11 protein-coding genes are annotated in these 13,949 nt (G+C 55.2%); 6 read left to right on the top strand and 5 right to left on the bottom strand.

What is annotated here, in order from left to right; all coding sequences use genetic code 11:
• Nucleotides 1-630 precede the first annotated feature (630 nt).
• Entirely contained in the window at nt 631-2,016 is a 1,386-nt protein-coding gene (locus ACWFTY_RS12790; RefSeq protein WP_447524572.1) for a DEAD/DEAH box helicase, read from the top strand.
• Between the two features lie 4 nt (nt 2,017-2,020).
• On the opposite strand, the gene ACWFTY_RS12785 is transcribed toward ACWFTY_RS12790, so the two are convergent.
• From ACWFTY_RS12785 to ACWFTY_RS12775, 3 genes are all read right to left on the bottom strand, one after another.
• Nucleotides 2,021-3,187, bottom strand: a complete 1,167-nt coding sequence (locus tag ACWFTY_RS12785) for a CaiB/BaiF CoA transferase family protein (protein WP_447524571.1) — start codon at nt 3,185-3,187, stop codon at nt 2,021-2,023.
• Between the two features lie 12 nt (nt 3,188-3,199).
• Nucleotides 3,200-4,654 carry a coniferyl aldehyde dehydrogenase gene (locus ACWFTY_RS12780; protein ID WP_447524570.1) on the bottom strand — a complete coding sequence of 485 codons (1,455 nt, stop codon included), beginning with the start codon at nt 4,652-4,654 and terminating at the stop codon, nt 3,200-3,202.
• Between the two features lie 97 nt (nt 4,655-4,751).
• Nucleotides 4,752-5,630 (bottom strand): HpcH/HpaI aldolase/citrate lyase family protein, encoded by an 879-nt coding sequence (locus ACWFTY_RS12775; protein ID WP_447524569.1) that lies wholly within the window; start codon nt 5,628-5,630, stop codon nt 4,752-4,754.
• A gap of 146 nt (nt 5,631-5,776) precedes the next feature.
• On the opposite strand from ACWFTY_RS12775, the gene ACWFTY_RS12770 reads away from it, so the two are divergent.
• From ACWFTY_RS12770 to ACWFTY_RS12750, 5 genes are all read left to right on the top strand, one after another.
• The gene (locus ACWFTY_RS12770; RefSeq protein WP_447524568.1) at nt 5,777-6,793 is read left to right on the top strand and encodes a glycosyltransferase family 2 protein; all 1,017 of its coding nucleotides are present in this window, start codon (nt 5,777-5,779) and stop codon (nt 6,791-6,793) included.
• Between the two features lie 64 nt (nt 6,794-6,857).
• Nucleotides 6,858-7,697 carry a hypothetical protein gene (locus tag ACWFTY_RS12765; RefSeq protein WP_447524567.1) on the top strand — a complete coding sequence of 280 codons (840 nt, stop codon included), beginning with the start codon at nt 6,858-6,860 and terminating at the stop codon, nt 7,695-7,697.
• Nucleotides 7,690-8,598, top strand: a complete 909-nt coding sequence (locus ACWFTY_RS12760) for a hypothetical protein (RefSeq protein ID WP_447524566.1) — start codon at nt 7,690-7,692, stop codon at nt 8,596-8,598. Before ACWFTY_RS12765 ends, ACWFTY_RS12760 begins: the two co-directional genes overlap by 8 nt.
• Before the next feature lie 36 nt (nt 8,599-8,634).
• Nucleotides 8,635-10,281 carry an ArnT family glycosyltransferase gene (locus ACWFTY_RS12755; RefSeq protein WP_447524565.1) on the top strand — a complete coding sequence of 549 codons (1,647 nt, stop codon included), beginning with the start codon at nt 8,635-8,637 and terminating at the stop codon, nt 10,279-10,281.
• Between the two features lie 2 nt (nt 10,282-10,283).
• Entirely contained in the window at nt 10,284-11,336 is a 1,053-nt protein-coding gene (locus ACWFTY_RS12750; RefSeq protein WP_447524564.1) for a glycosyltransferase family 4 protein, read from the top strand.
• 9 nt (nt 11,337-11,345) lie between these two features.
• On the opposite strand, the gene wecC is transcribed toward ACWFTY_RS12750, so the two are convergent.
• Together wecC and wecB are read right to left on the bottom strand one after the other, a co-directional pair.
• The gene (gene wecC, locus ACWFTY_RS12745; RefSeq protein WP_447524563.1) at nt 11,346-12,644 is read right to left on the bottom strand and encodes a UDP-N-acetyl-D-mannosamine dehydrogenase; all 1,299 of its coding nucleotides are present in this window, start codon (nt 12,642-12,644) and stop codon (nt 11,346-11,348) included.
• Nucleotides 12,645-12,749: 105 nt separating this feature from the next.
• On the bottom strand, nt 12,750-13,895 hold the full coding sequence (wecB, locus tag ACWFTY_RS12740; RefSeq protein WP_447524562.1) for a non-hydrolyzing UDP-N-acetylglucosamine 2-epimerase: 1,146 nt from the start codon (nt 13,893-13,895) through the stop codon (nt 12,750-12,752).
• Nucleotides 13,896-13,949 lie beyond the last annotated feature (54 nt).

Below are 13,949 nucleotides of genomic sequence, written 5' to 3'. Positions count from 1 at the left end.
CATTCAACTCGCCCCTCTCTGCACAATCCCCTTCTGAAAGTACGGTCATAAGCTCAAGGAGTTAAACTGAAATAAATATAGAGCCAACGGCCATGGTGATTAGATAATCAAATGACAGCTTGGCCCCCTTTTCACCGAAATAGACTGAACTCGATTTCGACAACTATCCGGGGATGGCAAGCTTCCATTCCCGGATCGGCGGCAGAATGTCCGGTCTGGCCGGTCCACCGCCTCGAAGCAGACTGGCCCTCGCGACCCCGTTGCTTGCCTCAGGATATGACGGATTATGTGCGTCTGCTGTCGGGATGAAGCGGATATTGCTATTGCAGGCTTGCAGCGTGAAGATCACGGACCAGGTAGAAACCGTCATTGCGATATCACCGAGCCATCACAACGCTTGACTTAATCCCGAACCCACCTATGTTGCATTGCAGCAAGGGCGGCAATATCGATTGACCGTCTGGCGGAAGTTCTGCGTGAGAGATGACAAGATCATCTCGAACCTATCGCCTTTATTGCTTCTTTCTTTCCGGCAGCCTGATCACGCGGGTCGTCTTAACAGACGGCGAACACGCGTATAGCTTCCATGCTGTGCGCTGGAAACTTGCTGCTATTACAAGGTATATAAAATTGACTAAATTTTCTGATTTCGCATTGGCGGAACCTATTCAAAAACGCGTGGCCGAAGGCGGCTACACCACTCCTTCGCCGATCCAGCAGCAGGCCATTCCGCCAGCGCTTGAAGGCAAGGATATTCTCGGCATCGCACAAACCGGTACCGGCAAGACCGCAGCTTTCTCGCTGCCGGCCATTCACCACCTGTTGACCGATAAACGGCGCGCTGGTCGCTTCGAATGCCGGATGCTGGTACTGGCGCCAACCCGCGAACTCGCTCGGCAGATTGCCGACAGCATGACCGGCTATTCCAAAGGTCTCGGCCTTTTCGTAACCTCCGCTTTCGGCGGCGTGCCGATCAACCGGCAGAAACGCATCCTGGAACGCGGCGTCGATGTATTGGTCGCAACCCCCGGTCGTTTGCTTGATCTGATCGATCAGCGCTATCTGACTCTGTCCAAGGTCGAAATCCTGGTGCTCGACGAAGCCGACCAGATGCTCGATCTCGGCTTCATTGTTCCGCTGAAGAAAATTGTTCCGATGCTGCCAAAGCAGCGCCAGAGCCTGTTCTTCTCGGCAACCATGCCGAAGACCATCTCGCAGCTGGCCGATCAGTTCCTGACCAACCCGGTCCAGGTATCGGTTGCACCGCAGTCGACAACGGCCGAGCGGGTTGACCAGAAGGTCACCTATATCAATCAGGACGACAAGCAGCGCTTGCTGAAGGATTTCATCAACAATGAAAATCCCGACCATATGCTGGTGTTTACCCAGACCAAACATGGTGCCGACAAGGTTGTGAAAAACCTGATGGCCGTCGGTATCCACTCCGCTGCTATCCACGGCAACAAGAGCCAGCCACAGCGCGAACGTGCTTTGGGTGACTTCAAGAAGGGCAAGATCAACATTCTTGTCGCCACCGATATTGCCGCGCGCGGTATCGATGTCGATGGCATTACCCATGTCATCAACTTCGACATGCCGAATGTGTCCGAGCAATATGTCCACCGGATCGGCCGGACAGCGCGGGCAGGGGCAAGCGGTATTTCCTACTCGCTGGTGGCTCCGGACGAGCGCCAGTTCCTGCGCGATGTTGTCAAACTGACCGGCGTGAAGCCCGACGTCATTCCATTGCCGGAAGGCTATGACGAACCGCCGCGCGAAGAAGTTGCTTCGCGTATCTACGGCCAGAAGCCGAAGAAATATGGCGCGACGCCAAGCCGCAACGGACCTCCGAAGAACAAGCATAGTGCCCGCAAGGGCCGTCCCGGTGGCGGTGGTTCGGGTCGCGGTGGACCAGGTTCGAGTGCGGGTGCCGGCGCCAAGAGCGACGGACCGAAGCATTGGAACAATGGAGCAAAATCGTTCAAACGCCGTCAGGCGCGCAACGCCGACGCCTAGGCTTTCAGGAAATTAGCGCCTTGCTTTCGGCAAGTGCGCTGATTTCCTCATCACCCATATCCAACCAATCCCGAAGCGCGGCGACATTATGTTCGCCGCGTTTTGCGGTTTTGGCATCGGCGTCAATACCGCTTTTCGATTTCGAGAAGCGATAGGGCGACTGGACGGTGCGGCGGGCATTGCCGTCATCGTCGGTCACATCGACCACGACTCCATTGGCTTTGACGCTGGGCTGTTCATAGATACCCGGACCAAAGGGAAACACTTCACCCCAGGCGAGGTTAAGCCGGTCGAGGGCGGCGGTCAGCGCATCGAAACTGTCGTAAGACAGGATGTGCGTCTCCATCGCTTCATTGCGCAGCCGCACTTTTGTGGGAATGTCCGCACTTTTTGGCGTTGGATCCTGCAAGCCGTCTTTCGTCGAAAACATGATCCACAGCCATTTCATGTCACCGGTAATCAATATCTGGCGCTTTTCAGGCGCTTCCCAGACCAGAGTCTCAGGCGCTTTCGGCCAGATATCGTCGAGCGCAAAATGCGCATAGTCATCAGCGGAGTGCAGCACGTTGACCATGGCAAGATCGATATATTGGCCTTCACCGGTCTGGTCGAGTGTGCGCAAAGCCGACAATATCGCGATAATCCCGTGCAGAGAACTGTAACTGTCGGCCATTGCAAATTGCATGTCCGTCGGTTTGCCGCCGCTCATCTCTGCTTGCCGGGCGATTATGCCACTTTCGGCATGTAGCACCGGTGCATATGCTGCGCGCCCGCGTTCTGGACTATTCTGGCCGTAACCCGAAATGGAGAGCATCACCAAGCGGGGATTGACCTTCGACAGGTCGGCCCAGCCGATGCCGAATTTGTCCATGACGCCGGGACGGAAATTCTCGACGACAATATCGGCCTGCGCGGCCAGCTTGTGGATCAAGTCGCGAGCGCCTTCGGCTTTCAGGTCGACGCAGATATTCTTCTTGCCGATATTCAGCTGCAGATAATTGCCGCTGACCCCGCTGTCGCGTTTGGCAAGCTTGCGCGTCACATCGCCTTCGGGCGGCTCCACCTTGAGCACTTCCGCGCCGAGATCGGAGAGCATGCGCGTGGCATAAGGTCCCGCCACAACGCGCGAAAAGTCGAGGACTTTGAGCCCCGCTAAAGGAAAATCTGCCATTATTGCCTGACGTTAGAGTTTCATCTGCTGTTTCATGGTTTTTTCCGTACCCGCGCCATATGGGGGAAGGAAACCAGCAATTTTGGCAATGTTGATCTTCGGCTGACGATAGACCGCCTTGGCGTGACTGAATTCCTTGAAGCCATCCGGGCCGGTATAAGCGCCCATACCGGAGGGGCCGACCCCGCCGAACGGCAGGTCATGCTGGGCAATGTGGAAGATCACGTCGTTAACGGTGACACCACCGGAGATGGTGCGGTCGAGTACTCTGCGCTTGTCGCTCTCGGTCTCTCCAAAATAATAGAGTCCCAGCGGCCGGTCGTGATCGTTCACATAGTCGATCACTTCATCAAGATTGCGATAGGTTTTGACCGGGAGGATCGGGCCGAAAATCTCTTCCTGCATCACCCGCATGTCGTCGTTGACATTTTGTAGCACGGTCAGCGGCATCTTGTTGCTGTTGGTATTGGAAAAGTCCTCGTCACCGGGATTGACGATCGTCTGCTTTGCGCCCTTTTGGACCGCATCGTCGATCAGCCCCTGCAGCCGTTCCTTGTGGCGGCCGTTGATCACCGAGGTATAATCGTCATTGGCGATCAGGGTCGGATATTGATTCGCTACATTCGATACAATACCTTCGACAACGGCATCTTCCTTGTCCTGCGGGACGAGCAGATAGTCCGGCGCTAGACAGATTTGCCCTGCGTTCATCATCTTGCCCATGGCGATGCGCTGGGTTGCTTTCTGGATATCCGCATCCGGTCCGATGATCGTCGGCGATTTTCCGCCCAGCTCCAGCGTCACGGGTGTGAGATTTTGTGCGGCGGCCGCCATCACATGTTTGGCGATCCCGCCACCGCCAGTGAAGATCAGATGATCCCACGGAATTTCCGAGAAGGCCTTGCCGGTTTCCGGTCCGCCGGTGATCACGGTCATTTCCTCTGGCGCGAAATATTCGGCAACGAGTTTCTTGACCAGCTCGCCGGTCTCGGGACAGAATTCGGAAAATTTAATGATCACCCGGTTGCCGGCGCCAAAGGCACCGATTGCCGGATCAAAGGCAAGATTGATCGGAAAATTCCAGGGGGCAATGACACCGACCACGCCCTTGGGTTGAAATTCAACCTGGCCGCTGGCACCCAGCAGGCCGAGCGGGAAATCCATCTTGCGTTTCTCGGGGCGCATCCATTTTTTCAGGTTTTTCTTGTGATCCTTGGCATGGCCGACAATCGACATCAGGTCGGTCATCACGGTCTGGACGCTGCTGCGATGGCCGAAGTCATTGGATACGGCTTCGCAAAGCGCATCCTTGTTTTCGATGATCATCCTGGCCGTGCGGTTGATCCGGTCCATCCGGGAATCATAGCTCACCGGCAATTCGGCATGAAACGCATCGCGCTGTGCCTGAAAAAGCTTCATGATCTCGTCTTTGCTGACTTCGCCTGCTGCTGCTTCCAATGCTTCCATATCTGCTCTCCAAAGGGCAGGGCTTCAACGCCCCGTCACAATCCATTTCAATTGACCACTTAAACTTTTTTTTGACGGCTTGTCGAGAGCGAACCGTCTATTTTGCTAGCGCGTCGATTGCTGCCGCCGTCTCTACGAGCTGTTTTGCCTGTTTGAGGTGCAGCAGTTCGGTCATCTTGCCGTCGACAACGATGACGCCCTTGCCGGCGTTGACCGGATCCTTGAACGCCGCGATGATAGCCTCGGCTTCGGTAATTTCCTTTGCATGAGGGGCAAAAACCCAGTTGGCGGTTTCAATCTGCGCCGGATGGATCAGTGACTTGCCGTCAAAGCCGAGTCTCTTGGCTTCGAGACATTCTGCCTCGAGGCCGCCGGGATCACTGAAATCATTATAAACGCTATCGATGACATCGAGACCATAAGCGCGCGCTGCGATAACCGTCTGGGTCATGACGGAGCCAAAAACGGCGCGATCATGGTCAGCGTGCATTTCTTTTGCCAAATCGTTGAAACCCATGACGAAGCCGGTCAGCCGCTGGTGCGCGCCAAGCGCCGCAATTTCCGCGAGATTGAGTATGGCCAGCGGCATTTCGATCATCGCCCATAATTTGGTGTCTAGGGCAGCGTCGCATTCATCCATTAAAGCGCTGATCTGGATGATATTATCTGCGCTCAATATTTTTGGTACAAGCACGGCGTCAGCCTTGGCGAGACAGGCCTGTTTGAGGTCCTGGGCAAACCACGGCGTGTCCGTTGCGTTGATGCGGACGACAAGCTCCCGTTTGCCATAGTCGCCGGATTGCAGCGCGGCGCAAGCGTTCGCGCGAGCCTCTTCCTTGGCATCGGGTGCCACGGCATCTTCCAGATCGAAGATGATCGTGTCGGCGGCCAGGGTTTTCGCCTTTTCCAGCGCCCGCGTATTGGATGCGGGCATGTAGAGGCAGGAACGGCGCGGGCGATATTTGATTTGGAGCATGGAACATCCGTATCATTTCGCCAGCCAGACGCAAAGCTAGTTAATCTGAGCATATATACGCTTTGTTAACCATAGGCTTTTAGGACATTTTTAACCCAATTTGAAGACCCGCCAAGACAGGCGATGACTAGAGGAACCGGCGTATCATGAAGCTGATTATCCAGATCCCCTGCTATAATGAAGCGGAAAGCCTGCCTGAAACGCTGGTCGCCCTGCCGCGCCAGATCGACGGGATCGATAGTATCGAAATTCTAGTCATCGACGACGGCAGCAAGGATAATACCAGCGACGTCGCGCGCCGGTTCGGCGTTCATCATATCGTCCGGCACCGGACCAACCGCGGTCTGGCGGCCGCTTTCCAGTCCGGGATCAACAAGGCGCTGGCCGAAGGCGCAGATATTATCGTCAATACAGATGCCGATAATCAATATGAAGGCCGCGATATCTGCAAGCTGGTCGCGCCGGTTCTGGCCGGTGAAGCCGATATCGTCGTGGGAGACCGCGGCGTACGCGACAATGCGCATTTCGGGCCTTTCAAACGGCTGCTGCAGATGTTCGGCAGCGCGACGGTCAAGAGATTGTCCAACACCCATATCACCGATGCGGTCAGCGGCTTCCGGGCGATCAGCCGGGCAGCGGCGCAGAAGATAAATATTACCTCCAGCTTTTCCTACACCACAGAAATGCTGATTCAGGCAGGACGCAAACGGATGGCGATCGTGTCGGTCCCGATCCGGACCAACGGGGCCATCCGGCCATCGCGGCTGTTCAAATCGGTGCCGCAATTCATCACCAACACCGGCGCGACCATGATCCGCTCTTATGCGATGTATAATCCGCTGAAAGTGTTTGTGATGGCTGGGGCGGGACTATTCTTGCTCGGTGCCATGCCGATCGTGCGCTTCCTGTGGTTTTTCATCAACGGCGAAGGGCAGGGGCATCTGCAATCGATTGTGATCGGCGGATCGCTGATGACACTTGGCGTGGTCGCGATCATGTTCGGCGCGGTCGCCGATCTGATCGGGCGGAACCGGCAGTTGCTGGAGCAGACTCTGGAACGGTTGCATAATTTGGAAGATAAGTTTGACGGCAAGGCCCGTCATACCGAGACTGTCGCGACGAATATGGAAAATGATGCAGTAGCCAAGAAAAAGCGGGCCTGATATGGCTTTGGTGCTTCCAGATCTTCCAAATTGGCGCAATCGGCTTCAGCCGGTTCAGCAGTGGTTGCAGCGATATCGCAAGTCACTCACCATATTGGCGACCATCATCTTCTTTGCTGGAATCATCTGGTCCATCCGCGACCTGAAACTCAACATCGATGATTTAGCCATCGGCCCGCTGGCGCTGCTCGCCTTCATTCTTGTTCCGCTGTCACTTCTATACGGCGGGGTCGGATTGCAGCTTCTGGCCAAGGTCTCGGGATTGAAAATGGCAGCCTCTTTTGCATTTCGTCGGTCGGCTTTGGCCCAGCTTGCCGAGATATTACCCATACCAGGTGGCGCCATCGTTCGTGCCGGCGCGCTTGTGTCGATTGGCGCCAAAGTGGGCGAGGGGGCGATCCTGGTTCTGGCGGCGGCGTTGCTCTGGATCGCGATTGCTGCGACTGGTGCTGGCTTTGCCATATATGCCAACGCAGAATCTTGGGGCTGGGCGATCATAATCTCAGGATTGTTCGTCACTGCTCTGATTATAATCTGGATCGTCAAAAAAGCTGGCTGGTCTGCTGCATTGCAAATCCTGGTCCACCGGCTTTTCGGCATAGCGCTGACCGCCCTGCGGATCGTTTGCGCGTTTGCGATTATTGGAGCTGTGCTTCCCGTTGAAAGCGGACTGATCTTCGCCTTTGCCACGATTGCAGGATCGGCTGCTGCTATCGCACCGGCCGGACTTGGTGTCAGCGAAATTCTTTCAGCAGCTCTGGCTCCGATTGTCTCCGTCGGTCCGGCAACCGCATTTCTCGCCGTAGCCTTGAACCGCATTATCGGATTGTCGGTCACGGCATTGTCGGTTCTGGCCACAGGCGGATTCACCAAGGCCAAGGCAGGGGGCAAAGTCGTTGGATAAAAATCTTGTCTTCATTGCTTCCGGCGGACGGACCGGAACCCAATTTCTCGGTGATCTTCTGGCGACGATTATCGATGACTGCTGGTCGGAACATGAAGCGGATATGTTCGCCGGCTTTACCGCAAAATCCTGGCAACGGATTCAGGATTTCGGTTTGTGGCATATGATCGTTGGTCGCGCTTTTGGTCAAACCGGATTGCGCGCAGCAGGCACGAAATTCCTGTTGGGAAAGGGAGACATTGAATCCCAAGCAGGAAAACTGCGCCGCCAGCGTGTCAATTATCATAGCCGGATCGAGCAATCCCTGATCATTGAAAGCTACTGGCGCTGGTGGATGTTCTCCGGACAGATGGGGAAAATCTGGCCTGGTGCAAAAACCGTTGGAATCATCCGCGACCCAAAAAGCTGGATCAGTTCTTGGCTTGCGCATGATAAATCTCATTCTGGAACGCCGTGGACCTACTATTTCCCGCCAGGCCCGGTTACGCCGGCCCGGATCGGAGATGTTGATTGGACCGATCGCTGGGACAGTCTCAGCCCGGTCGGCCGTTTGGCATGGGAATGGCGCGAAATTTACCGACGTCTGGATGCGGCATCACAATTAGATCAAAATACGCAGTTGTTCCGCTTTGAAGATCTGTTTGATCCAAAAACCGGAGCGATGCAAAAACTGGTCGATTTCGCATCTGCGCACCCGGGCAAACAATATGTTACCGGCAATATTGACGATATAATGCCGCTGGTCCGCAATGCCAGCAGCAACCGGAAAGATGCTTGGAAAAGCTGGTCCCAGCAGGACAAGGCTATCGTTGACGAGCTTTGTGGTTCGCTGATCGACAAATATGGCTATACTTCAATGGATAGCGCTTTGTCTGCCAAGGAAATCTCCTTTGTCCAGTGACTATTCCCAGACAAAACTGTGGATCGAGAAATCCAAATGAGTGCTGCCAATATGCATGATTACCAAAGTGCAAACCGGACGCGCCTGATTTCGGGAGTATTGATTGCGGTTATAGCCTGCCAAGGCTGGCTGATCTTTCAAAAAGCGATCAACTGGGACGAGTTCCTGCACTTCGGGCAAATCTATGAACTGGCCGACGGCCGGCTCAGCGGAAGCCTGCAATCGCTACACAGCCGTTTGTTCGGCTGGGCGGTGATGGTCTCGCAAGACGTCATCACTCAAATTCAGGCGGCCCGTATCGCCATGCTGACCTGCGCGGTGTTGACGGCCGCATTCGTCGTCGTAATGGCCGGCCGGCTGGTCAATAAAGAGACCGCGCTGTTGTGCGGGCTTGTCTATTTGACAGCCGGTTTTGTATTCACCAATTCCATTACCTATCGCCCCGATCCTGTGGCAGCGGCGGCCTTGATGGGCGCACTCTCTCTGGTCGCATTTGGTTCCTTTTCGTGGAAGCGTGTCATTCTGTCCGGCCTGCTTGTCGGTTTTGCTGGCGCCCTGACGATTAAAAGTGTGTTCTATGCACCGTGTTTTGCCGCTGTCGTTTATCTGCAGTGGCGTAATGCCGACAGCGCTCGCGCCAATATCGTTTATCGGGCGGCAGCGCTACTTGCGGTTGCCATGGTCTTCTTTGTCCTGATAATCGGATTGCATGGGTCCACCTTGTCAGCTGCTCCGGTCCAAGGGAGCGGTCTGGGTAGCAAAGTGCTTAGCTTTTTGCGCTTTTTTGAGTTTGAACAGGTGCGTTACGTTTTTGCAGAGATGGCGTTGGCACCGTTAGTAACCCTTGGCCTCATTCTGCTTGTCCCGGTCGCACGCGGATTGTCGGGCAATGTAAAAATTCTGTTGCTGGGCCTGTGCGGACCACTGCTGTGCATATTCTTCTATCGCAACACCTATCCCTATTTCTTTACGTTTTTACTGCCGCCCATTTGCGTTGCGATCGCACCGGTGCTTGACAGGCTGGTCGGGCGTTATGGTGTCTTATCGGTCATCTGCATTGCGTTATTCGGCCCGGTTCTTTTACTGACTCAGGAGCCGTATGGGACGCTTGAACGACAACACGCGGTTATAAAGGAAATCGAAAGGTTGTTTCCTGAACCAACGCCGTATTTGTCTTTTTCTAGCTATGTTCCACAATATCCTCGGCAATTTCGATCGCTCTTGTCGGGCCCCGGTTTGCGAAACTATCGGAAGCAACGTAATGGCGAGATCACACGTGACATCGAAGCTGGCCATATCGCATTCGTTATCGTCACGGATGAGGTGCTCGACTCAGTCTATAAAAACGAGAGGTTAGGCGAATTTTTGCCTGAACGAGATGTCAGGGCGCTCCAAACAAATTTTCTGAAACATAGTGAAAATATATACATACTGGGGCGCGAAATCTGTCCGCAGCGCAAAGAGCAACTAGTTCAAATCTATCGCAGAGGGTCTTATTCGCTGGAGGGTGGTGATTTGGTGATCAACAAACAACATCTTTCCGACGGCAATAGTATTTTTCTATCTGCGGGGACATATGCCGTAAACTATGGGCAGGGTGGCTGCATCAAATTGTGGGGATTGAACCATGTCCCGGTGCTACCGGAAAGCTTCTTGTCAGGACCGATAGGTGGAGGGTACTGATTTTGGTAGGACACTCTGTATCTCCCGACATTCGGTTCATTACCCGCAAATGGGCGCCGGCCATGGGCGGGATGGAAACCTATTGCATCCGTCTGACCGGGGAACTTTGCAAGACGCATCGGCTGGACATAATCGCTTTACCCGGAAAGCCGGATGGCGATGTGCCGGCACCGGGCGCTTTGATCGGTTTTGGACTGAAGACGGCGATACGCCTGTTGTTCGCTAAACCTGCAAAAATCGTCCATCTCGGTGATGTAGCGATCTGGCCGTTGGGTTGGATTGCGTCGCTGCGCCATCCGAAGAGCCGCATCGTTTTGTCTGCGCACGGATCGGATTTGAACTATGCGACAAAAGATACACTTTTGGGGCGCCTTTATGCTGCATATATCAAGATTGGCGCGCGGCTGCTGGGGCGCTCGCGGCTGATTGCCAATAGTGACTGGATCGCCGAATTGGCTCGGCAATTGGGGTTTCAAGATGTCACTAAGGTCGCGCTGGCCACAGACATCCGATCAAACATTCCCGCCGGTCCGCATAATGAAAGTCTGTTTTTTGCTGGCCGGATCACGCCTAGCAAGGGCTTGTCCTTCATCGTCAACCAAGTACTCCCTCGGATCGAGAGCCCGCCCAGAATTAAGGTTGCCGGCACAATCTGGGATGAGGAGGAAGCCAAGATACTCGAATCACCATTGGTCGATTATCTGGGCAGTCTCGGCCGCAATCAGCTAATCGCTGAATATGGACAATCGATGGCCGTCATCGTTCCCAGTCAGGGTAAGGAAGGCTTCGGATTGGTTGCAGCAGAAGCCGCCGCTTGCGGGGCTATTGTCATCGCCTCCGATCATAGCGGCCTGGCTGAAGTGGTAACGCCCGATATCGGCCTGCTCGCCGACAGCGATTCTCCGGAGCAATGGGCCGCGGCGATCGAGAAAGTCCGCTCCTGGACAGATGAAAAACGCTCTGCTTTCACCAACGGTTCGCAGTTGATTGCAAGCACGCGTTATGGTTGGGACCGGGTGGCGAGGGAAACAGCCGCCGTTTACGACAAAGTTTAAGGACGTTGTTCAACTCGCCAATCTTATTTCGCTAGCCGCCTGCCGATTATCCGGCTGGTCCGGCCAGATCCCGCGTGTGTCATAGACCACCTTGCTCGCGCGTTCGTCGAGCGGGATGGATTTGAACATGTCGTGATCGGTGAGGGTGATCATGACCGGGCAGGTTTCGAGCGCCTGGTCGATATCGATCAGCTCGGCACCGGTGCCTTCAAAGGCTGCCGGTAGCTCGCTGGCATAAGGCTCGACAATTTTTACGCGCCCGCCATAGCGCCGCGCCAGCTTGGCGGCGATCTTGAGGGCGGGGCTCTCGCGGAAATCATCGATGTTGGCTTTGAATGCCAGGCCGAAGCAGGCGATCGCTACGCCGGGCAGTTCGTCGATCATCAGCGAAGCCTGTTCCAGCACATGACCGGTCTTGCCGTCATTCACTTCGCGGGCGATGCGGATCAGCGGCGATTGTTCGGGCGCGCTGTGGATGATGAACCAGGGGTCGACGGCAATGCAATGGCCGCCGACGCCGGGGCCGGGTTGCAGGATGTTGACGCGGGGATGCCGGTTGGCGAGGCGGATAACCTCCCATACGTCGAGGTCCATATGATCGGCGATGATCGAAAGCTCGTTCGCAAAGGCGATATTGACGTCGCGATAGCTGTTCTCGACCAATTTGGTCATTTCCGCAGCGCGCGCCGAGGTTGTCACCAGTTCGCCGCGGACAAAGCGGCGGTAAAAGCCGAGCGCCTTGCGCGCGCAACGGGGCGTGACGCCGCCGATGCTGCGGTCATTCTGGATCAGTTCCTCGAGGATTTTCCCCGGCAGCACCCGTTCCGGGCAATAAGCGATGGCAATGTCTGGGATGTCATTGGTCAGACCCGGAACCTTCAGGTCCGGACGCAATTTCGCGATCAGGTCCCGCATCTTTTCGGTGGTGCCGACAGGGCAGGTCGATTCAAGAATGACTGTGTCGCCCGCTTTCAGCGCAGCGGCGATATTGGTGGCCGCTTCCATGACATAGCTGGTGTCGGGAATATGATTGTCGCCAAAGGGTGTCGGCACCGCGATGACGAAGACATCGGACGGTTCCACTAGCAGCGAAGCGCGAAGTGTCCCGCGGGAGACAACGCCTTGCACCAGTCCGTCCAGATCGACTTCTTCGATATGGATGCGGCCCGAATTGATCGTGTCGACGACCTGCTGATTGACGTCGATGCCAAGCACCGGGCAGCCGGAACGGGCAATCACGGCTGCGGTGGGCAGTCCGATATAGCCGAGACCCATGACGCAAACGCTTGGTTTTTCTTCCGATAACATGTGAGAAGCCACTCCGCAGTGCGCCAATCTGGCGCGGTTTACCTCCCGATTCATTAGCCGATCATCGTAAATATTTTGGTAAGATGGCGGCTTGCCCAGAAATATTCAGGCGGAGAGGCTTTTATCGATGATGTCGGCGATTTGCTGGCTGGCCGTGCCATCGCCAAAGGGATTGTGGGCGCGTGCCATGGCAAGATAATGCGCCTCATCGTCCAGAAGCCGGGTGGCTTCCGCCAAGATGACGTCCTTGTCCGTCCCGACCAGTTTTGCGGTGCCGGCTTCCACCCCTTCGGGGCGCTCCGTTGTATCCCGCATCACCAGCACCGGCTTGCCAAGCGCTGGCGCCTCTTCCTGTACGCCGCCACTGTCGGTCATCATGAAGTGGCAATGGTTGAGCAGACTGACGAAATTCGGATAATCCAGCGGCTCGATCATCGCGACATTGTCGAGGTCGCCCAGGGCATCCTGCATGATCGCCCGTACTTTGGGATTGAGATGAACGGGGAAAATCAGTGCGACGTCCTTTCGCTCGGCGATTGTCCGGAGCGCCTTGGCAATATTGGTCAGCCCGTCACCCAGATTTTCCCGCCTGTGACTGGTAACCCCGATGATTTTGCGATCAGAAAACTTCTCGTATAATCCAGCAAGCTTGGTATCCAAACGGCTTGGATCATTGAATTTATCTACCGTAGCCAGAAGGGCATCGATCACCGTATTGCCGGTGATATATATCTGCTCCACCGGAATATTTTCCTTTTTGAGCGCGTCTGCAGACGTCTGGGTCGGGGCAAAATGCTGATCGGCAATCGTGCCGATGATCTTGCGGTTCACCTCTTCCGGCCAGGGATGGTATATATTGTAGCTGCGCAGACCGGCTTCGACATGGCTGACAGGAATCTGACGGTAATAGGCTGCCAGCGCACCGCACATGGCGGTAGCCGTATCTCCCTGAACCACGACCCGCCGCGGCTTTGTTTCATCCAGTATTTTGCCGATACCGGTCAGGAGCCTGGCTGTCAGATCGTCGAGGTTCTGGTTAGCCTTCATCAGGTCCAGATCGAAATCCGGCTGGATGTCGGCAATATCCAGAACCTGGTCGAGCATTTCCCTGTGCTGGGCTGTCACGCAGGTGAATGTTTCCAGATTGTTTCGTTCTGACAGCGCCTGAACGACCGGGAACAGCTTGATCGCTTCCGGTCTGGTGCCAAAAATGGTCAGGATTTTCGGTTTGCTCACGGTCTTTTTTGTCATTCCGGCTGCTTAATCACTTTTGGCTAAAATTTTCATAATGATATCATCCGCAAA

The organism is Parasphingorhabdus sp. NYA22 (assembly GCF_976973735.1).
Note: the sequence above shows the minus strand (reverse complement) of the source record. Positions and strands in the feature narration are given on the sequence as shown.

What these genes read in the sequence shown, in the direction of transcription:
- ACWFTY_RS12780 (WP_447524570.1), bottom strand. Translation starts at nt 4,654, where the DNA reads ATGGAAGCATTGGAAGCAGCAGCAGGCGAAGTCAGCAAAGACGAGATC.
- wecC (WP_447524563.1), bottom strand. Translation starts at nt 12,644, where the DNA reads ATGTTATCGGAAGAAAAACCAAGCGTTTGCGTCATGGGTCTCGGCTAT.
- ACWFTY_RS12770 (WP_447524568.1), top strand. Translation starts at nt 5,777, where the DNA reads ATGAAGCTGATTATCCAGATCCCCTGCTATAATGAAGCGGAAAGCCTG.
- ACWFTY_RS12785 (WP_447524571.1), bottom strand. Translation starts at nt 3,187, where the DNA reads ATGGCAGATTTTCCTTTAGCGGGGCTCAAAGTCCTCGACTTTTCGCGC.
- ACWFTY_RS12755 (WP_447524565.1), top strand. Translation starts at nt 8,635, where the DNA reads ATGAGTGCTGCCAATATGCATGATTACCAAAGTGCAAACCGGACGCGC.
- wecB (WP_447524562.1), bottom strand. Translation starts at nt 13,895, where the DNA reads ATGACAAAAAAGACCGTGAGCAAACCGAAAATCCTGACCATTTTTGGC.
- ACWFTY_RS12775 (WP_447524569.1), bottom strand. Translation starts at nt 5,630, where the DNA reads ATGCTCCAAATCAAATATCGCCCGCGCCGTTCCTGCCTCTACATGCCC.